Annotated in this window: 21 protein-coding genes; 5 read left to right on the top strand and 16 right to left on the bottom strand. The window is 62.6% G+C overall.

Annotated features, from left to right (window positions below; all coding sequences use genetic code 11):
* Positions 1 to 100: 100 nt before the first annotated feature.
* The 12 genes from NKH22_RS15405 to NKH22_RS15350 all read right to left on the bottom strand — a co-directional run bounded on the left by NKH22_RS15405 (position 101) and on the right by NKH22_RS15350 (position 9,403).
* Positions 101 to 376 (bottom strand): sarcosine oxidase subunit delta, encoded by a 276-nt coding sequence (locus NKH22_RS15405; protein WP_023692160.1) that lies wholly within the window; start codon positions 374 to 376, stop codon positions 101 to 103.
* A gap of 10 nt (positions 377 to 386) precedes the next feature.
* Positions 387 to 1,640 carry a sarcosine oxidase subunit beta family protein gene (locus NKH22_RS15400; RefSeq protein ID WP_023692159.1) on the bottom strand — a complete coding sequence of 418 codons (1,254 nt, stop codon included), beginning with the start codon at positions 1,638 to 1,640 and terminating at the stop codon, positions 387 to 389.
* 36 nt (positions 1,641 to 1,676) lie between these two features.
* Positions 1,677 to 2,984 carry a type III glutamate--ammonia ligase gene (gene glnT / locus NKH22_RS15395; RefSeq protein WP_023668553.1) on the bottom strand — a complete coding sequence of 436 codons (1,308 nt, stop codon included), beginning with the start codon at positions 2,982 to 2,984 and terminating at the stop codon, positions 1,677 to 1,679.
* Positions 2,985 to 3,014: 30 nt separating this feature from the next.
* Positions 3,015 to 4,343: an FMN-binding glutamate synthase family protein gene (locus tag NKH22_RS15390; RefSeq protein WP_023668552.1), complete on the bottom strand. Its 1,329-nt coding sequence runs from the start codon at positions 4,341 to 4,343 to the stop codon at positions 3,015 to 3,017.
* Positions 4,344 to 4,349: 6 nt separating this feature from the next.
* Positions 4,350 to 5,078: a GltB/FmdC/FwdC-like GXGXG domain-containing protein gene (locus NKH22_RS15385; RefSeq protein WP_023692158.1), complete on the bottom strand. Its 729-nt coding sequence runs from the start codon at positions 5,076 to 5,078 to the stop codon at positions 4,350 to 4,352.
* 4 nt (positions 5,079 to 5,082) lie between these two features.
* Positions 5,083 to 5,979: a class II glutamine amidotransferase gene (locus NKH22_RS15380; protein WP_023692157.1), complete on the bottom strand. Its 897-nt coding sequence runs from the start codon at positions 5,977 to 5,979 to the stop codon at positions 5,083 to 5,085.
* 84 nt (positions 5,980 to 6,063) lie between these two features.
* Positions 6,064 to 6,381 (bottom strand): hypothetical protein, encoded by a 318-nt coding sequence (locus NKH22_RS15375; RefSeq protein ID WP_023692156.1) that lies wholly within the window; start codon positions 6,379 to 6,381, stop codon positions 6,064 to 6,066.
* A complete protein-coding gene (locus NKH22_RS15370) occupies positions 6,378 to 7,067 on the bottom strand; it encodes a hypothetical protein (RefSeq protein ID WP_023692155.1) in 690 nt (229 codons plus the stop codon). The genes NKH22_RS15375 and NKH22_RS15370 overlap by 4 nt, the downstream gene beginning before the upstream one ends.
* A 44-nt stretch (positions 7,068 to 7,111) precedes the next feature.
* Positions 7,112 to 8,506, bottom strand: coding sequence for an APC family permease (locus tag NKH22_RS15365; protein WP_023668547.1), 1,395 nt, complete (start codon positions 8,504 to 8,506; stop codon positions 7,112 to 7,114).
* A 14-nt stretch (positions 8,507 to 8,520) separates the two neighbouring features.
* Positions 8,521 to 8,682 carry a hypothetical protein gene (locus NKH22_RS15360; RefSeq protein WP_023692154.1) on the bottom strand — a complete coding sequence of 54 codons (162 nt, stop codon included), beginning with the start codon at positions 8,680 to 8,682 and terminating at the stop codon, positions 8,521 to 8,523.
* 27 nt (positions 8,683 to 8,709) lie between these two features.
* Positions 8,710 to 9,087, bottom strand: coding sequence for a hypothetical protein (locus NKH22_RS15355; RefSeq protein WP_023668545.1), 378 nt, complete (start codon positions 9,085 to 9,087; stop codon positions 8,710 to 8,712).
* A 28-nt stretch (positions 9,088 to 9,115) separates the two neighbouring features.
* A complete protein-coding gene (locus tag NKH22_RS15350; protein WP_023684429.1) occupies positions 9,116 to 9,403 on the bottom strand; it encodes a hypothetical protein in 288 nt (95 codons plus the stop codon).
* A 286-nt stretch (positions 9,404 to 9,689) separates the two neighbouring features.
* On the opposite strand from NKH22_RS15350, the gene NKH22_RS15345 reads away from it, so the two are divergent.
* Genes NKH22_RS15345 through NKH22_RS15330 form a run of 4 tightly spaced genes read left to right on the top strand, consistent with a single transcriptional unit; the run spans position 9,690 to position 13,473 of the window.
* A complete protein-coding gene (locus NKH22_RS15345) occupies positions 9,690 to 10,823 on the top strand; it encodes an aminomethyl transferase family protein (RefSeq protein ID WP_023692153.1) in 1,134 nt (377 codons plus the stop codon).
* Between the two features lie 41 nt (positions 10,824 to 10,864).
* Entirely contained in the window at positions 10,865 to 11,461 is a 597-nt protein-coding gene (locus tag NKH22_RS15340; RefSeq protein WP_023692152.1) for a dimethylamine monooxygenase subunit DmmA family protein, read from the top strand.
* Entirely contained in the window at positions 11,458 to 12,423 is a 966-nt protein-coding gene (locus NKH22_RS15335) for a PDR/VanB family oxidoreductase (protein ID WP_023820988.1), read from the top strand. The genes NKH22_RS15340 and NKH22_RS15335 overlap by 4 nt, the downstream gene beginning before the upstream one ends.
* A 9-nt stretch (positions 12,424 to 12,432) precedes the next feature.
* Positions 12,433 to 13,473: a heme-dependent oxidative N-demethylase family protein gene (locus NKH22_RS15330; protein ID WP_023692150.1), complete on the top strand. Its 1,041-nt coding sequence runs from the start codon at positions 12,433 to 12,435 to the stop codon at positions 13,471 to 13,473.
* 122 nt (positions 13,474 to 13,595) lie between these two features.
* Here the strand turns inward: NKH22_RS15330 and NKH22_RS15325 are convergent, their stop codons facing one another.
* The gene (locus NKH22_RS15325; RefSeq protein WP_023692149.1) at positions 13,596 to 14,309 is read right to left on the bottom strand and encodes a helix-turn-helix domain-containing protein; all 714 of its coding nucleotides are present in this window, start codon (positions 14,307 to 14,309) and stop codon (positions 13,596 to 13,598) included.
* A gap of 267 nt (positions 14,310 to 14,576) precedes the next feature.
* On the opposite strand from NKH22_RS15325, the gene NKH22_RS15320 reads away from it, so the two are divergent.
* Positions 14,577 to 15,935 (top strand): trimethylamine monooxygenase, encoded by a 1,359-nt coding sequence (locus tag NKH22_RS15320; RefSeq protein ID WP_023668538.1) that lies wholly within the window; start codon positions 14,577 to 14,579, stop codon positions 15,933 to 15,935.
* Positions 15,936 to 15,976: 41 nt separating this feature from the next.
* Here NKH22_RS15320 and NKH22_RS15315 read toward each other — a convergent pair whose 3' ends face one another.
* The 3 genes from NKH22_RS15315 to NKH22_RS15305 form a co-directional block, all read right to left on the bottom strand.
* Positions 15,977 to 16,771, bottom strand: a complete 795-nt coding sequence (locus tag NKH22_RS15315; protein WP_023820989.1) for a hypothetical protein — start codon at positions 16,769 to 16,771, stop codon at positions 15,977 to 15,979.
* Positions 16,772 to 16,925: 154 nt separating this feature from the next.
* Entirely contained in the window at positions 16,926 to 17,063 is a 138-nt protein-coding gene (locus NKH22_RS15310; RefSeq protein ID WP_023820990.1) for a hypothetical protein, read from the bottom strand.
* Between the two features lie 4 nt (positions 17,064 to 17,067).
* Positions 17,068 to 17,868, bottom strand: coding sequence for a hypothetical protein (locus NKH22_RS15305; RefSeq protein ID WP_023696621.1), 801 nt, complete (start codon positions 17,866 to 17,868; stop codon positions 17,068 to 17,070).

Raw genomic sequence — 17,868 nt, 5'->3', positions numbered from 1 at the left:
GCGGCACCGACCCCCACCCGGACCTGCGGTCCGACCTCCCCACAAGGGGGAGGTAGGGGGCTGGCGCTTTTCGCGACGGCTACGATTTCGACAGGATAGCTCATTTCGCCACCTGCCTCGCCCCGGCGCCCGCCGCCGGCTCCACCGCCGAGATCTCGTGCGTCAGCGTGTTGCGGGTGACCTTCAGCCAGGCCCGGCAGCCACCGCCGTGATACCAGTTCTCAGCCATCACGCCGGCGACATTGTCGCGCAGATAGACGTAGTCGTAGACAGCATCCTCGCCGGCACCCGCCGCCGGCCGCGCCGGCTTGGCGTCGCCGAGATAGCTGAACTCGCCGAGTTCGCGTTCGCCGCAGAAGGGACAGACAATACGCATCTCGCCAGCCTCAGTGCAGGTTCGGTTGGGCGCCCTGGCCCTTTTCGTCGATCATGGCGCCAGTCCGGAAGCGGTCGAGGCGGAAACGAGCCGCCTCCTTGTGCGTTTCGTCACGCGCCAGCAGATGGGCAAAGACCAAGCCCGACCCCGGCGTCGCCTTGAAGCCGCCATAGCACCAGCCGGCATTGAGATAGAGTCCGTCGACCGGTGTCTTGTCGATGATCGGCGAGCCATCCATCGACATGTCCATGATGCCGCCCCACTGGCGCAGAAGCCGCACGCGGCCGATCATCGGGATCAGCGCCATGCCGCCCTCGCAGACATCCTCCATGACAGGCAGATTGCCGCGCTGGGCATAGGAATTGTAGCCGTCGATGTCGCCGCCGAAGACCAGCCCGCCCTTGTCTGACTGGCTGACATAGAAATGGCCGGCGCCGAAGGTCATGACGCCGGGAATGAGCGGCTTGATCGCCTCCGAGACGAAGGCTTGCAGCACATGGCTTTCGATCGGGAGGCGCAGGCCAGCCATTGCGGCGACGCGCGAGGAGGAACCCGCAACCGCCATGCCGACCTTGCCGGCGCCAATCTTGCCGCGCGAGGTCTCGACACCGGCCACCTTGCCGTTGCCATCCCGGACAAAGCCGGTGACCTCGCAGTTCTGGATAATGTCGACGCCGAGTTCGCTCGCCGCATGGGCATAGCCCCAGACCACCGCGTCGTGGCGCGCCGTACCGCCGCGGCGCTGCAGGAGGCCGCCCTGCACGGGAAAGCGCGCATGGTCGAAATTCAGGAACGGCAGCATCTTCTTCAGCGCCGCCTGGTCGAGCAGTTCGGCATCTATGCCATTGATGCGCATGGTGTTGCCGCGCCGCGCATAAGCGTCGCGCTGCGCATCGGAATGATAGAGGTTGAGGACGCCGCGCTGGCTGACCATGGCGTTATAGTTGAGGTCCTGCTCCATCCGCTCCCAAAGCTTCATCGAAAGCTCGTAGAAGCCGGTATTGCCGGGCAGGCCGTAATTGGAACGGATGATGGTGGTGTTGCGGCCGGCATTGCCGGAGCCGATCCAGCCCTTTTCCAGCACAGCGACGTTTCTGATGCCGAACTCGCTGGCGAGGAACCAGGCGGTGGCGAGCCCATGGCCGCCGCCGCCGATGATCACCACATCGTAGTGGTCCTTGGGCGCCGCATCGCGCCAGGTGCGCTGCCAGTTCTTGTGGCCGGAAAGGGCAGCACGGGCGAGCGAGAAGATCGAATATTTCATCAGGTCATTCCGAGGTCGCTCGCACCGCTAGGACGATTATATGTCCAGCGTGTGGTCGCGCTCCCATTGCGTGAAGTGCGAAGCATAGGAATTCCATTCCTGGTGCTTCAGCTTTAGGTAAGCCGACGAGAATTCCTCACCCAGCGCCGCCTTGAGCGATTTGTCCTTGTCGTATTCGCGAAGCGCGTCGAGCAGATTGAGCGGCAGCTTCGGCGCGCCTTTCACCGTGTGGCCGTTCTGGTACATGTCGATGTCGTAGCGCTTGCCGGGATCGGCCTTGGAGCGGATGCCGTCGAGACCGGCGGCAATGATGACGGCCTGCAGCAGATAAGGGTTTGCGGCGCCGTCCGGCAACCGCAGCTCGAAGCGGCCGGGGCCGGGCACGCGCACCATGTGGGTGCGGTTGTTTCCGGTCCAGGTCACCGTGTTCGGCGCCCAGGTGGCGCCCGAAATGGTGCGCGGCGCGTTGATGCGTTTGTAGGAGTTCACCGTCGGGTTGGTGATGGCGGCCAGCGCCGAGGCATGTTTCATGATGCCGCCGAGGAAATTCTTGCCCTTGGCCGACAGGCCGAGCTCCATCGCATTGTCGGCAAAGACGTTGACCTTGCCGGCCTTGTCCCACACCGAAATATGGGCGTGGCAGCCATTGCCGGTCAGGCCCTGGAAGGGCTTAGGCATGAAGGTCGCGCGCAGGCCGTGCTTTTCCGCCACCGACTTGACCATGAACTTGAAGAAGGAGTGCTTGTCGGCGGTGGCGAGCACATCGTCGAAGGCCCAGTTCATCTCGAACTGGCCGTTGGCGTCCTCATGGTCGTTCTGGTAGGGGCTCCAGCCCAGCGCCAGCATGTGGTCGCAAATCTCGGCGATGACATCGTAGCGGCGCATCACCGCTTGCTGGTCGTAGCAGGGTTTTGAAGCCGTGTCGTATTTGTCGGAGATGACGCTGCCGTCCGGCGAGATCAGGAAGAACTCTGCCTCGACGCCGGTCTTGACATGCATGCCGTCAGTGGCGGCTTCCGCGATCAGCCGGCGCAGCGTGTTGCGCGGCGCCTGCTCGACTTCTTTGTCGTCCATGATGCAGTTGGCGGCGACCCAGGCGACATCGGGCTTCCACGGCAGCTGGATCACCGAATCCGGATCCGGCACCGCCAGCATATCAGGATGCGCCGGCGTGAGGTCGAGCCAAGTGGCGAAACCGGCGAAGCCGGCGCCGTCCTTCTGCATGTCGGCGATCGCCTGCGCCGGCACCAGCTTGGCGCGCTGGCCGCCGAACAGGTCGGTGTAGGAAATCATGAAATATTTGACGCCGTTCTCTTTGGCGAATGCGGCGAGATCGTTCCCCATTATAGTTCCTCGCTTATTTTGATGTGTTTTTTAGAAGCCGTTTTTCCCCGGTATCCAGTTGGTGCCGGCCAGCGGCACGCCGGCCATGGCGGCGGCTTCGATGGTGAGGGCTACGAGATCCTCGGGCTCGAGATTGTGCAGGCTGTTCTTGCCGCAGGCACGCGCAATGGTCTGCGCCTCCAGCGTCATCACCTTGAGGTAGTTCGCGAGACGCCGTCCCGCGGCGACCGGATCAACCCGCTTCATCAGTTCGGGGTCCTGCGTGGTGATGCCCGCGGGGTCGCGGCCCTCGTGCCAGTCGTCATAGGCCCCGGCGGTGGTGCCGAGCGCATTGTACTCCGCTTCCCAGCGCGGATCGTTGTCGCCGAGCGCGACCAGCGCTGCCGTGCCGATCGACACCGCGTCCACGCCGAGCGCCAGCGCCTTGGCGACGTCGGCGCCATTGCGGATGCCGCCGGACACGATCAGCTGCACCTTGCGGTGCATGCCGAGATCCTGCAGCGCCTGCACCGCCGGCCTGATACAGGCAAGCGTCGGCTGGCCGACATTTTCGATGAACACTTCCTGCGTCGCCGCCGTGCCGCCCTGCATGCCGTCGACGACGACGACATCGGCGCCGGCCTTCACCGCAAGTGCAGTGTCATAATAGGGGCGGGCGCCGCCGACCTTGACGTAGATCGGCTTTTCCCAGTCGGTGATCTCGCGCAGCTCGAGGATCTTGATCTCGAGATCGTCCGGCCCGGTCCAGTCGGGATGGCGCGAGGCCGAACGCTGGTCGATGCCTTTCGGCAGCGTGCGCATTTCGGCGACGCGGTCGGAAATCTTTTGTCCCAACAGCATGCCGCCACCGCCGGGCTTGGCGCCCTGGCCGACGACCACTTCGATGGCGTCGGCGCGGCGCAAATCCCTGGGGTTCATGCCGTAGCGCGACGGCAGATATTGATAGACCAGTTGCTTGGAATGGCCGCGCTCTTCCTCGGTCATGCCGCCGTCGCCGGTGGTGGTCGACGTGCCTGAGAGTGTGGCGCCACGGCCGAGCGCTTCCTTGGCCGGGCCGGACAGCGACCCGAAGCTCATGCCGGCAACGGTGATCGGGATTTTCAGCTCGATCGGCTTCTTGGCATAGCGCGAGCCCAGCACCACCGACGTGTCGCACCGCTCGCGATAGCCTTCCAGCGGATAGCGCGAGATCGAGGCGCCGAGGAACAGCAGATCGTCGAAATGCGGCAGCTTGCGCTTGGCCCCGGCGCCCCTGATGTCATAGATGCCGGTCGCCGCGGCGCGGCGGATTTCGGAAAGCGTGTAGTCGTCGAAGGTCGCGGATTTGCGCGGCGTCGTCGGCGGGTTCTTGTAGGTCATGCTGCCTCAATACGCGTCGGCGTTGTCGATATTGAAATTGTAGAGCGTGCGCGCCGAGCCGTAGCGCTTGAATTCCGACGGCTTGACGCCGGTGACGCCGGCGCGGTCGAGCAGTGCCTGCAGCAGTTCGATATGCTCGGGCCGCATCTCCTTGGCGATGCAGTCGGCGCCCAGGCTTTCGACCTTGCCGCGCACGAACAGCCGCGCTTCGTAGATGGAATCGCCAAGTGCGTCGCCGGCATCGCCCAGCACCACCAGATTGCCGGACTGCGCCATGAAGGCCGACATGTGGCCGATATTGCCGTGCACGACGATGTCGATGCCCTTCATCGAGATGCCGCAGCGCGACGAGGCGTTGCCCTCGATGACGAGCAGCCCGCCCTTGCCGGTGGCGCCGGCATACTGGCTGGCGTCGCCCTTGATGACGATCGAGCCCGACATCATGTTTTCGCCGACGCCAGGTCCGGCCGAGCCGTGCACGGTGATGGCAGCGCCGTCATTCATCCCGGCGCAGTAGTAGCCGACGCTGCCGCGCACATCGATGCTGACAGGCTGGTCGACGCCGACCGCAACCGAATGGCTGCCCTTCGGGTGCAGCACTTCCCACGCCGTTTCGTTGGAGCCGGGCGTCAGATTGTGAAGCGCCTGGTTGAGCTCGCGCAGCGACGACACATCAAGATCGAAGACCCGGGACGCCTGGTCTTGCGCCGCCTTCGAAAGTTTGGTTGCCGGCATGGGCTCAATGCTCCCAGAAATAGACGGTTGCGGGTTCCGGCTCCCAGACCCTCGCATTGTCTATGCCGGGCAGCTTGGTCAGCGCCCGATATTCCGAGCCAAAGGCGACATACTGGTCGGTCTCGGCCATGACGGCGGGCTTGCAGGCGATCGGATCGCGCACCACGCCGAAACCGTTCTTGGTGCCGACGACGAAGGTGAAGAAGCCGTCGAGGTCGGACAGCGTGCCTTCCAGCGCCTCGCCGAGGTTCTTGCCATGCGCCATCTGCGAGGAGAGATAGGCGGCGGCGACCTCGGTGTCGTTCTCGGTCTCGAATTTCATGCCCTCCCGCACCAGCTCACGCCGCACATTGTTGTGGTTGGACAGCGAGCCATTGTGCACCAGGCACTGGTCGGCGCCGGTCGAGAACGGATGCGCGCCCATAGTGGTGACGGCCGATTCCGTCGCCATGCGGGTATGGCCGATGCCATGCGTGCCGGTCATCGAGCGGACGTCGAAGCGGTCGACGACCGCTTCCGGCAGACCGACTTCCTTGTAGATTTCCACCGCTTCGCCGGCGCCCATGATGCGCACGTCGGGGCGGATTGACTGCAGCGCTTCGCGCGCGGCATCGACCTTGTCGGGCGCGGTTCTCAACACTGCATGGGTGGCCTTCACCGCTATGCTCACCGGCGCGCCGATGGCCTTCGCGAGTTCGGCGTCGAGGCCGCGGAAATCGCGCTCGGGCTTCGCGGACTGGATGGTGATCTTGGCTTCATTCCTGGAAGGCGCGCCATAGATGGCAATGCCGGCGCTGTCGGGGCCGCGATCGCTGAGCGATATCAGCATCTGCGACAGCATCGAGCCGAGCTGCGGCTCAAGCGACTTGTCTTTCAGAAAAAGTCCGACGATTCCACACATGTCAGCCTCCCGGCGTTACCACTAGACGATGATGTATCGAATGCGTCGTGCGAATTCAATCATATGAAAAAAATATTCCTGTAGTTACGTATGCGGTTCGATGCCGCTTGGTGCACTATCGCTGCCGTCGCGGGCGCTGTGAACCCATGTAGCTGTGCGGATGCGGGCGATTTTGTAGGCGTCGAGGATCGACAGCGCATAGATCAGGAAGCCGCCGGCGTGGCGGCCGATGAAGCTGGCATCGGCCGGCGCGATCTTGGCCGTCACCCAGGCGAGGATCACCATGAAGAACAGGAATTGCAGGCCGCGCACAGGCACGCCCAGAATGACGTGGCCGCTGGCCGGCAAGACGATCGCGGCGCCGAGCACGAGATAGGGATTTGTCGGTGCGGATGCACTCATGCCACCTGCCTCTCCTGTCTGTTGATGGCATCGCGCAGCGTCGAAGCCGAGGTGAGCAACCTTTCGACCAGCGCCGGATCGAGCCTTGTGGCGCCGAATGCTGCCTGGCGGAATACGCCATAGCGGGCACGCTCGGCCTCGGCCAGCAGCCAGACGATGCGCAGGCCGTTTGGCGTGATCAAAAGTTCCTTGGCGCGGCCTTCGGCAAAGATGTCGAGATGGCTGGCGATCAGATTCTGCGGAAAGCGCGCCGCCCTGAGGTCGGTTCGCAGCACCGCTTCGGCCGGGAAGCCGGGTGCCTTCGGCAGTGTATGCTGGAGGTGGTCGAAATTGGAAAAGGTCGTCGGCGAGCCCGGCCGCATCATCATGTCGAAGGTCGCCGGCACCGCAACCGGCTCTGCGATGGTGACACTCAACCATCGCGCCGGCAGCTTTCGCGTTGCCAGCGTGTCGACGATGGTGCGCAGCTGCACGCGCTGTCCGTTCCACGAACCCGCCCAGGTGACAACGCCGGCTGTGCCATCGGAGACATCAACGGCATCTGTGATGACGGTCCGGATGCTGGCTGCCTCGGCTGCAAGATCAGCCTTGGCCTTTTTGCGGCTGGCGCGCGCATGCCAGGCAAGGTGCAGGACGAGAGCCAAGGCGATCGCCCCGGCCAGCAATGCTGTCGTCACGTCAGACACCTCGTCACGCGCCATGCCCGCCCAAACCGGCAGGCCCTCTCCTGTCAATAGCCCTGCGGCTTCGGCCACGGCATGGTGAACTGGTCGCCGCGACGCACATAGCGGTACCGGTAGAAGTGGAACCACAGCGAGATCAGGAAGTAGAAGGCGACCATGGCGATCAGCTGCGTGCCGTAGCCGAGGAAGATCGCAAAGAAGGTCACCACGCAGAGGCAAAACAGCACGATCGCCGGGATCGGGTGGAACGGGTGCGTATAACCGCGGCGGATCGTGCCCAGCGGCCACTTTTTGCGGAACATCATGATGTTGATGCTCATGAAGGTGTATTGCAGCACGCCCGACAGGATCGAGAAGGTGATCGCCTGGTTGAGGTCGGCTATGAAGGCGAAGGCGAGCGCGATCGGCAACAGGAACAGGATCGAGCGATAGGGCGTGCGGTATTTCGGGTGCACGGCCGAGAACCATGTCGGCAGATAGCGGTCGCGTCCAAGCGAGAACCACGCGCGGGCCGCATCGTTGATACAGCCATTGGCCGACGCCAGTGCCGCGAGCAGCGTGGCGACGAACAACAGGTTTTCCAGCAGCGGGCTGCCGGTCAGCTTGCCGGCGTCCCACAAGGGATAATAGGTGATACCGAGGTACTCCCAGGGCATCAGCGAGGCGCAGACATACCAGGTCATGGCGGCGGCGATCAAAAGCGTGATCATGCCGGCCATGGTGCCGTAAGGCAGCGAACGCGCCGGGGAGCGCACTTCCTCGGCGGCCTGCGTGGTGCCTTCGATGCCGAGATAGTACCAGATGCCGAACTGGAAGGCCGCGATGACGCCGATCCAACCATAGGGCAGCGCATTGCCGGGGGTGACCAGCTCGTTGAGCTTCAGCACAGCACCCTGCGTCCAGGGGCTGACCGAGAAGAACAGGATAACGATCGAGACATAGGCTATCGCCGTGATGACGAAGTTGACGTTGAGCGTCATCAGCACGCCGCGATAGTTCAGCCATGCCAGCACGACGATGGTGGCGGCAATGAAGGAGTTGTGGGTGAGCCCTTCGACGCCGGCCTTGGCGACGATGGTGTCGCCGAGCAGGATGGCGTCCGAAACCTCCAGCATGGTGTAGGCAAAGACCAGGAATAGCGCGACGTTGAAGGCCATCAGCGGCCCGACAATGTGCTTAGCCTGCGCGTATTGGCCGCCGGCGGCGGCAACCGTCGATGTCACCTCGGAGTCGATCATGGCGACCGAAGTGTACAAGAGCCCGACCACCCAGCAGACGATCAGCGCCGCCAGTGCGCCGCCCTTGTCGGCCGAGAAATTCCAGCCGGTGAATTCGCCGACCAGCACGATGCCGACGCCAAGCGCCCAGACATGGGCGGGGCCGAGCACGCGTAGCAGTGAAACTCTGTCGCCGTGTATTGCCGGTTCAAGCGTGATCGTCATTGTTCAATCCCCACTCAGATCCGGTGTTTTTCGGAAGCGGCTTCAAGCTCGCCTTCGCGCGAGGAAGTCAGCACCTCCTCGGGATAGGTCGTGTCGATCTTGAACCAGTCGTAGAGCATCCACAGCGCAAGCACGACCGAGATGCCCCACGATGCGTAAGAGAGTGCGACCCACATGAGCGTGCTTCCCCAAAATCTCTGGCGTTACTTGTCGTCGAACTTTTCGTTGATGACGTCGCGATATTCGCGGTCGGAGGCGCGGAACAGGAAGACGAAATAGCCGATCAGCACCGCCGCCATGATGATCAGCGTCGGCCAGTCGATGATGTAGTGGAAGCGGTTCTGGATGATGTCGTGCGCGGTCTCCGGCGTATAGCCGAGCTTTTCCCAGATCGAGGCCATGGTCGGGTTCTGTCCCAACGCTTCCCAGGTCTTGGCATCGAGCGCGTCGATGGATTTCGCCGCACCCGCCAGGCCGAGTTTCAATGGCAGCCACAGCGCCACGAAAATGGCGACCACGACGACCACGATATCGAAAATCTGCCCGGCCTTGCCTTGTTCCGGCGGCGTGTAGCGCGACATGTCTTCTACCCCTCAGGACGTTCTATTTTCAGGACTTGCGGCTGCGGGCCGCGTCGGCGTTCTTGATGTCGAGACCGTAGATGAAGTCCTTGTCTTCCTTGTAGTGATTGACCATCGCCAGGATGGCGGCCGTGTTGAAGATCAGCACGGCGGCCGCCGCGATCGCGACGACGATCTTGATCCCGGTGTCCGGGATGTAGGGCCATGTCATGACGAGCACGAAGAGGATCGTCGCCCAAAGGCAGATGATCAGGAGCGCGGATCCGCGCAGGTCGGAACGGTACAGCGCTTCGATGCGCTGCTGCAGGTCTGACATCGGTTTTCCCCTTTTTCCAGCGCCCGACCCCGAATTGGCCGCCTGCTGCCCTCTTTCAACAGAGTGAAATTTTTTTCATAAATTCGGGCCGAATCCAGCAATTGTCAAGCCGATTTTACGATGGGTTAACCGTTTGTCCCCAGCCGCGAATTTTGCCTGACAATGAAATTATTTGCTTGCGGGTATTGCGGCATCAGGACGTTTGCGATCAATATTCGACCAAATGCTCCCGCCTCCGCGCAGGGAGCCGGGAACACAATAGAATTTTCGAACGGAGGATTTGCGGATGACGGCATCCTGGAGATTTTCGACCCTGGCGGATCGCCATCGCGCGTTAGGCTCGAAGCTCGAAGACTGGAGCGGCATGGGCACCGCCTGGACCTACGACAAGGACGCCGACGAGGAATACACCGCCATCCGCACCAGGGCCGGGCTGATGGATGTGTCGGGCCTGAAGAAGGTTCACATCACCGGGCCGCACGCCTCACACCTCATAGACCTGGCAACGACGCGCGACGTGGAGAAGATCTATCCCGGCAAGTCGGCCTATGCCTGCATGCTGAACGAGGCCGGCAAATTCACCGACGACTGCATCCTCTACCGCACCGGGCCGAACGCCTGGATGGTGGTGCACGGCTCCGGCACCGGCCATGAGGAATTGCAGCGCGCTTCCGTCGGCCGCGACGTATCGCTGCGCTTCGACGACAATCTGCACGATCTGTCGCTGCAGGGCCCGACCGCGGTCGACTATCTCTCAAAGCATGTGCCGGGCATTCGCGACCTCAACTATTTCCATCATATGCAGACGCAGCTGTTCGGCCTTCCCGTCATGATCTCGCGCACCGGCTATACCGGCGAGCGCGGCTACGAGATATTCTGCCGCGGTCAGGACGCCGGCACGATCTGGGACAGGATCCTCGACGAGGGCAAGAGCGCCGGCATCATTCCGTGCCGCTTCACCACGCTCGATATGCTGCGCGTCGAAAGTTATTTGCTGTTTTATCCCTATGACAACTCGCAGAAATATCCGTTCGAGAACGAAGGCCCCGGCGACACGCTGTGGGAGCTCGGCCTCGACTTCACCGTCAGTCCCGGCAAGACCGGCTTTCGTGGCGCCGAAGAGCATTACCGCCTCAAGGGCAAGGAGCGCTTCAAGATCTACGGCGTGCTGCTCGACGGCAAGCAACCCGCGGATGAGGGCGCGCCGGTCTATCGCGACGGCAAAAAGGTCGGCGTGGTCACCTGCGCCATGTATTCGCCGCTGGTCGAGAAATCGATGGGAATCGCCCGCCTCGACGTCGACTGCGCGGTCAAGGACACCAGGCTCGAGATCCGCAACAAGAGCGGTTCGATCAGGGCGACGGCGCAGCCTCTGCCCTTCGACGATCCCAAAAAAACCAAGCGCACGGCGAAAGGCTGAGGCACAATCGACAGCGAGGGTTTCGAGGTACGAAGTAGAGAATGGCAGCCAAAACGATCATCAGCCGGCCCATTTACGGAACCCTGTCCCCGCAGCCCGGCAAGCATCATCTTTTCGTGGCGGATGCGGAAGGCGCGCTGGCGATCGTCGATATGGCAAGGACGTCGCCCCCCGGCTTCTTCGACGGCGCCGAAATCGACTTCATTCCCGGGGCCGACGGCAAGCACGTTGCCGCTCTTGAGGCACTGAAGTCCGCGCAGTTTCATGTCGCGCCAACCTTCGCCAGCCTGCTGCCCCGGCTGAAGCAGACGCTTGCCAACGCGCATATGGGCCTGCGCCTCTATCTCGCCGGCACCGAAGGGCTGATCGGCCAGGCAATGCAGATGGCGCTCGAAGCCGGCATCGATCATACCTCCATGCAGACCGAGCATCGCGGCTCATTGGCGCGGCGCATGCAGTGCGTGCATTGCAAAGGCATCACCGAAAATGTGACGACGCAGCCGGCCACCTGCGCGCATTGCGGCCTGCTGCTTCTGGTGCGCGATCATTATTCGCGACGGCTGGCAGCATTCCAGGGCGTCTGCATAAATGCCGAGGATCGCTCGGAGATTCCTCCCATCGAGGAGGTCTTCCCATGAGCACCGGCACCACCAAGCTCGATGTCGTCGTCAGCGACGTCGTCCCGGTCAACGAACTGGTGACGCGCTTCCATTTCCGCCGCCGTGACGGTGAGCTTTTGCCGACCTTTTCCGGCGGCGCCCATGTCGTGGTCGAGATGCGCGATGGCGACCGCACAAGGCTCAATCCCTATTCGCTGATGGGATCGCCGCTCGACACCCGCGAATACACCATCTCGGTGCGCCGCGACGATGTCGGCCGCGGCGGCTCGTTGTTCATGCACCGGAGCGTCAACCCCGGCCTGGAGATGGTGGTCAGCTGCCCCGTCAATCTGTTCTCGCTCGACCTCAGGGCCAAGAAGCATCTGATGCTTGCCGGCGGCATCGGTATCACGCCGTTCATGGCGCAGACCGCGCAGCTCGCCGGGTCCGGCGGCAATTTCGAGCTGCACTACACCTGCCGCACCGCCTCGCTCGGCACCTATGCCGATGTGCTGCAGGAGCGCTATGGCCGTCGCGTCCGGCTCTATCACGACGACCGCGACGAGCGCATCGAACTCGACCGTCTCTTGTCCTCGCAGCCGCTCGGCACCCATCTCTATGTCTGCGGCCCGACCGGCATGATCAACTGGGTGCGCGAGCGCGCTGCGGCTCTCGGCTGGCCGGCGGAGACCGTGCACTACGAGCATTTCGCGGCACCCCAGCCCGGCCTGCCGTTCGACGGCACACTTGCCGTCAGCGGCAAGACCATCCGCGTCGGCGAGCAGCAGAGCCTGCTCGAAGCGATCGAGGCCGCCGGCGTCGATCCGCCCTATCTCTGCCGCGGCGGTGTCTGCGGCCAGTGCGAGACCAACGTCATCTCGCATGACGGCAAGTTCATCCACAACGACCACTGGCTGAGTGAGGAAGACCACCGTTCCGGCTGCAAGATCATGCCGTGCGTGTCGCGCTTCGAAGGCAAGTCGCTGGTCCTGGAAAGATAGGAGGCGAGCTTGGGCATCACCTTTCGCAAGGAAACGTTTCGCGACGATTTCACCTTCAACAACAGCCCGGAGCACATCAGGCGGTTTCCGTTTCCGTTCCACGAAGACAGCTACATGTACGCGGTCAACATCGAGCCGCATGTCGTCGGTCCCAAGGGCAGCGTGCTGGAAAACCTGATAGACGTCGACGAGCACTATGTCGCCGAGATGCAGGACCGCGCTTTGGTGCTGGCCGAGGATCCGCTGCGCTGCCAGTCGCTGCCGCATATGACGCTGGCCGGCTGGGACCTGCTCGAACTTTTGATGGAGCAACAGGCACTTGGCTATCCCGAGCATTTCACCCTGACTCGCGACGGCGACCGCTGGCGCTGGATCAACCGACCGCTCGGCATCGACGACACCTTCACCTTCGGCGACACCTCGACACTGCCTTACGGGCCGATGGAGTACATCACCCGCCAGAGCCAGGGCGATTTCTGCATCCTCGATCAGCGCGACGGCAATCTGTGGATGGACGCCGGCATGGTCACCACCCAGGCCGACTGGTCGCTCGATTTCGACATCGGCATGAATTTCTTCGAATGGCACGCGCCGGTGCCGCTGGCGCATGAGAAGGGGATTTTCGTCAGGGCGCTGAAGTTCCTCACCAACATCCAGCAGGGCAAGCCGGCGCGGCGTCTCAACTGGACGATGACCATCAACCCGCGCCTCGACACCAGCCCGGAGAATTACCACAAATGGGGCCCGGACCGCGCGACGGTGACGCCCGAAAATGTCGGCGACAAGGTGCATCTGCGCGTCGAACTGCAAAGCTTCTGGCGGCTGCCGCGCTCGAACGGCATCGTCTTCCCGATCCGCTGCTATCTCATCAAGATGGACGAACTGGTGACACAGCCGAAATGGGCAAGACGACTGCACCGGGTGATCCGGGATTTGCCGGAAGAGCTGGCCACCTACAAGGGCCTGACGCGGTATCGGCCGACATTGGTGGAATGGCTGTCGAAGCTGGATGATGGCAGTGCGACGTCACCGGGGTTCGGGCCGGACTAAAGGCCCCCTCATCCGGCCGCTGCGCGGCCACCTTCTCCCCGAGCGGAGAAGAGATCGCCAGCGCTGACGCCAGACTCCTCTCCCCTCGGGGCAATCCGGGTGAGGGGGCTGCGGCGGTCCGATTACCCAGCGCTATTCTGCGGATAGCAAATGATCGACAAATACCGCATCGGCAGTTTTGTCAGCTGCTCCGGCCCATGCGGCGCATCGGCGTCGAAGAACAGGCTGTCGCCCGGCTTCATCGGATAGAGGTTGCTGCCGTGCCGGTACACCACCTCGCCCTCCAGCATGTAGAGGAATTCCATGCCCTCATGCTGGAAGGTCGGGAACACATCCGAATCCTCGGTCAGTGTGATCAGATAGGGTTCGACGACGACGCCGCTGGTGTTGGAGCCGATATGGCCGAGCAGATTGTATTGATGGCCGGCGCGGGTGCCGCGGCGTTCGACATCTAGCCCTTCGCCGGCCTTGACGAAGACGGCGCTGCGCTCTTCCTCGAATCGCCGGAAGAAGGCGGTGACGGGAACGCCGAGCGCCCTCGACAGCGCCTGCAGTGTGGTCAGCGACGGCGAGGTGATGCCGTTCTCGATCTTCGACAGCATGCCCAGCGAAATATCGGTGGCGACGGCGAGATCGGCAACGGTGATGCCGAGCTTCTTGCGGAAGGCGCGCACCTCGCGCCCGATCGCCACCTCCAGCACTTTTTCGCGCGTGTCGCGAATGGCGTGCGGATTCTGCGTCAGCGGCGCGCGGATGGTTTTTCCGTCCACGGAGGCCTTTGCCGGTGGCTTTGCCCTTGTCGAAGCAGTCTTGGAGTCGGAACTTGTTTTCGCCATCTCGCCCCCGAATCCCCATGATTATTTCACTCCAGGTGAACATATTCGGTGCCGATACAGAAACGCAACCGCGCAGCAAGCCCGTTAAGTCGAATGGTGTCCGAACAGGATTTACGCCGTCATCCGTTTTTCCGGAAATCCGCTGGGGCGAAACGCGGTTTCTCCACAAGGCCTGTTGACAGCATCCAAGAGGCAATTACTGTCCTGTGAGTGAAATTTGTTTCGTAAGAGCAATTCCAAAAATCGAATGACACCGGGAGGCCTGCCATGAAAACGCGCGTTGCCGTCATTGGAGCGGGGCCATCCGGTCTGGCCCAGCTCAGGGCCTTCAAGTCGGCTGCCGACAAGGGCGCCGAGATCCCCGAAATCGTCTGCTTCGAAAAGCAGTCGGACTGGGGCGGCCTGTGGAACTACACCTGGCGCACCGGCCTCGACGAGCATGGCGACCCCGTCCACGGCTCGATGTACCGCTACCTCTGGTCGAACGGACCGAAGGAGTGCCTGGAATTCGCCGACTACACATTCGAGGAGCATTTCGGCCGTCCCATCGGCTCCTACCCGCCACGCGCGGTGCTGTGGGATTACATCAAGGGCCGGGTCGAGAAATCAGGCCTACGCAAATGGGTGCGCTTCAACAGTCCGGTGCGCATGGTGACCTTCTCGGACGAGACGAGAAAATTCACCGTCACCGCGCATGACCGCACGAACGACGTCACCTACTCCGAGGAGTTCGACAATGTCGTCGTTGCCTCAGGGCATTTCTCGGTTCCCAACGTTCCCTATTTCGAAGGCTTTTCGACGTTCAACGGCCGTATCCTGCACAGCCATGATTTCCGCGATGCCATGGAGTTCAAGGGCAAGGACATACTGATCATCGGCCGCTCCTATTCTGCCGAGGACATCGGCTCGCAGTGCTACAAATACGGCGCCAGATCGATCACTTCCAGCTACCGCTCCAAACCGATGGGGTTCAAATGGCCGGAGAACTGGAAGGAAGTACCGCTGCTGCAGAAGGTCGTCGGCAAGACGGCGCACTTCAAGGATGGCACCACCAAGGACGTCGACGCCATCATCCTGTGCACCGGCTATCTGCATTCCTTCCCGTTCCTCACGGAAGAGCTGAAGCTGAAGACCGCCAACCGCATGTGGCCGGACGGGCTCTATGAGGGCGTCGTGTGGGAGAAGAACCCGAAACTGTCCTATATCGGCATGCAGGACCAGTTCTACACTTTCAACATGTTCGACGCCCAGGCCTGGTTCGCCCGTGACGTCATCATGGGCCGCATCAAGCTGCCGTCGGTACAGGCGATGGCCGAGCACGGCGCCAAGTGGCGGGCACGCGAAGAGACGCTGGAAGACGCCGAGCAGATGATCTGGTTCCAGGGCGACTACACCAAGGAATTGATGGACCAGACCGACTATCCCGGCTTCGACGTCGAGGCGGTCAACCAGACCTTCATGGAATGGGAGCACCACAAGGCGGAAGACATTATGAGCTTTCGCGACCACGCCTATCGCTCGCTGATGACCGGCACCATGGCGCCATTGCACCATACGCCCTGGCTGCAGGCGCTGGACGACTCGATGGAAAGCTATCTCCAGGTGAAGGGCGTGGCGGCGGAATAGGTCGGCGTGATGCAAAACAATGCGCCGTCACCGGCCCAGTTTCAATTCAGAGGGTAGTCGGGAGCCGCATCGGTCTCCGTCACCTTGACCCAGACCAATTCGCTATAATAGGCGCCCTCCGGGCCGGTGCCGTACATAGACAGCCTGTCAGCCATCAGCAGATGTGTCATATCGTTGAGTGCCCGGCCGGTCGGCTCCTCGGGCCAGGCGAAGACGCCGTCGGTTTTGGCGCCGAACCTCACATCGGTGCAGCCGAAATCGATCTCGACCTTCCAGGATAGCAACGGCCTGATATCGCTGGGCGGCGGGCGCGGCGGATCGGGCTGCTCGAAGTGATGGTCGACCGAGACTCTCGTCGGCACTGTCGGCGTGATGCCTCTGGCTTCGAAGGAAGCGATGGCGTCGTCGCCAAATCGTGCGAGCAGGCCAGCGTGCCATAACCGGTAGGTCGCGCGGAAAAAGCCGCTGACCCGGATAGATTTGCCATCGTTGTTGAAGACGTTCACAGCGGCGTAGAAACGGCGCAGTCGTGGCGCCAGCGCCCGCCAGTCGCATTCGGCCGGTGTCCCCGGCGTCGCGATGAAATCGTCAAGCAGATCGCTGCCGCGCACATTGGCGTTCAGCACCGTGCAATCCTCACCATGGATATGCCAGTGCCGCCGGAGCTCGGCTGCTGCGATGCCAGGCTTGCGCAGCTCTTCCACCGAGGCGCGAACCCGAGCAATCGCGTAGGACGTAGCCGCATCCAACGTCTCAAACCCCGAAACCACATGCTCGCCGGTCTTGGCCATGTCGAAGACGACGACAGTAAAAGGCGGTTCGCGCTGATCGGGCATTCGGCAGCAAGCTCAGGCTGGTCGAGGATGAAGCAGCTTTCCGCGCGAAAATGCGTCAAAGTCAAGAGCTGGAGCGCGGCCTGCCATTTCCAGAAGAGGCGAACTCCAGAAGAGGCGAAACCGTCTATCCGAGCCGTGCTTGAGCTTTCGCGGCTCAGGGGTCGGAGACCGACCGCGATGATGTCGATGGCAGGTTGTTGCCAGCCCGCGACAATGCCGCGACCCTGGACCGTGCGATGAACACTTCCTGGCCGAGATCGCGTGTGCCGGCCACGGGGCAGGTGATGATCATCACTTCAATCCAGCGGATAGTCGGGAGGCGCCTCCGTCTCGGTCACCTTGGCGGTTAGTATCTCGCAGTCGTTGGCCCAGTCGGGGCCATCGCCGCGCATGGCCATCATGTCGGCCATCAGCAGGAACTGCATGGTTCTGAGCGCCCAGTCGGTGGGCTCTTGCGGCCAGGCGAAGATTCCGGCGGCGTCGCCGCCGAACTTCACGTCATGGCAGACGAAACCGACCTCGACCTTCCAGGATCGCAGCGTCACGCCTGGCGGCGGGTAGGGCGGGTCGGGAAGCTCGAAGTAATTGGCGACCATGAGCTTCGTCGGCTCCGCCGGCTCGATCCCCTTGGCCTTGAAGGCGGCAATGGCGTCGTCGCCAAAGCGCTCGAGCAGACCGTCTCGCGACAGCCTGAAGGTCGAGCGAAAGAAGCCGCCGGCCCAGACGGATTCGTTGTTGCCGTTGGAGATCAGCAGCGAGGCGCGGAAGCGGCGCAGCCTGGGCGCGAGAACTTGCCAGTTGCATTCGGCCGGCATCGACGGCGTCGCAATGAAATCGTCGAGTAGATCGCTGCCGCGCACTCCGGCGTTCAGCACCGAACAGTCTTCGCCATAGAGGTGCCAAAGCTGGCGTAATTCGGTGGCTGTGAGGCCAGGCTTGCGCAATTCCTCCACCGAGGCGCGAACCCGCGCAATCGCATAGGCCGTCGCCGCCCCCAGCTTCTCGAAGCCGGAAATCAGATGCTCGCCATCCGGCTCGCCGGTCTTGGCCATGTCGAAAACGACAACGGCAAAAGGCGGTTCGCCGGGATTGGACAT

Source organism: Mesorhizobium sp. M1252 (assembly GCF_040318265.1).
Lineage (GTDB): Bacteria > Pseudomonadota > Alphaproteobacteria > Rhizobiales > Rhizobiaceae > Mesorhizobium.
The sequence above is the reverse complement of the archived record's forward strand: the minus strand, read 5'-3'. Positions and strand labels throughout refer to the sequence as shown.

Coding starts and splice junctions, on each gene's coding strand:
- NKH22_RS15405 (WP_023692160.1), bottom strand. CDS start 376: ATGCGTATTGTCTGTCCCTTCTGCGGCGAACGCGAACTCGGCGAGTTC.
- NKH22_RS15400 (WP_023692159.1), bottom strand. CDS start 1,640: ATGAAATATTCGATCTTCTCGCTCGCCCGTGCTGCCCTTTCCGGCCAC.
- glnT (WP_023668553.1), bottom strand. CDS start 2,984: ATGGGGAACGATCTCGCCGCATTCGCCAAAGAGAACGGCGTCAAATAT.
- NKH22_RS15390 (WP_023668552.1), bottom strand. CDS start 4,343: ATGACCTACAAGAACCCGCCGACGACGCCGCGCAAATCCGCGACCTTC.
- NKH22_RS15385 (WP_023692158.1), bottom strand. CDS start 5,078: ATGCCGGCAACCAAACTTTCGAAGGCGGCGCAAGACCAGGCGTCCCGG.
- NKH22_RS15380 (WP_023692157.1), bottom strand. CDS start 5,979: ATGTGTGGAATCGTCGGACTTTTTCTGAAAGACAAGTCGCTTGAGCCG.
- NKH22_RS15375 (WP_023692156.1), bottom strand. CDS start 6,381: ATGAGTGCATCCGCACCGACAAATCCCTATCTCGTGCTCGGCGCCGCG.
- NKH22_RS15365 (WP_023668547.1), bottom strand. CDS start 8,506: ATGACGATCACGCTTGAACCGGCAATACACGGCGACAGAGTTTCACTG.
- NKH22_RS15360 (WP_023692154.1), bottom strand. CDS start 8,682: ATGTGGGTCGCACTCTCTTACGCATCGTGGGGCATCTCGGTCGTGCTT.
- NKH22_RS15355 (WP_023668545.1), bottom strand. CDS start 9,087: ATGTCGCGCTACACGCCGCCGGAACAAGGCAAGGCCGGGCAGATTTTC.
- NKH22_RS15350 (WP_023684429.1), bottom strand. CDS start 9,403: ATGTCAGACCTGCAGCAGCGCATCGAAGCGCTGTACCGTTCCGACCTG.
- NKH22_RS15345 (WP_023692153.1), top strand. CDS start 9,690: ATGACGGCATCCTGGAGATTTTCGACCCTGGCGGATCGCCATCGCGCG.
- NKH22_RS15340 (WP_023692152.1), top strand. CDS start 10,865: ATGGCAGCCAAAACGATCATCAGCCGGCCCATTTACGGAACCCTGTCC.
- NKH22_RS15335 (WP_023820988.1), top strand. CDS start 11,458: ATGAGCACCGGCACCACCAAGCTCGATGTCGTCGTCAGCGACGTCGTC.
- NKH22_RS15325 (WP_023692149.1), bottom strand. CDS start 14,309: ATGGCGAAAACAAGTTCCGACTCCAAGACTGCTTCGACAAGGGCAAAG.
- NKH22_RS15320 (WP_023668538.1), top strand. CDS start 14,577: ATGAAAACGCGCGTTGCCGTCATTGGAGCGGGGCCATCCGGTCTGGCC.
- NKH22_RS15315 (WP_023820989.1), bottom strand. CDS start 16,771: ATGCCCGATCAGCGCGAACCGCCTTTTACTGTCGTCGTCTTCGACATG.
- NKH22_RS15310 (WP_023820990.1), bottom strand. CDS start 17,063: ATGATCATCACCTGCCCCGTGGCCGGCACACGCGATCTCGGCCAGGAA.
- NKH22_RS15305 (WP_023696621.1), bottom strand. CDS start 17,868: ATGTCCAATCCCGGCGAACCGCCTTTTGCCGTTGTCGTTTTCGACATG.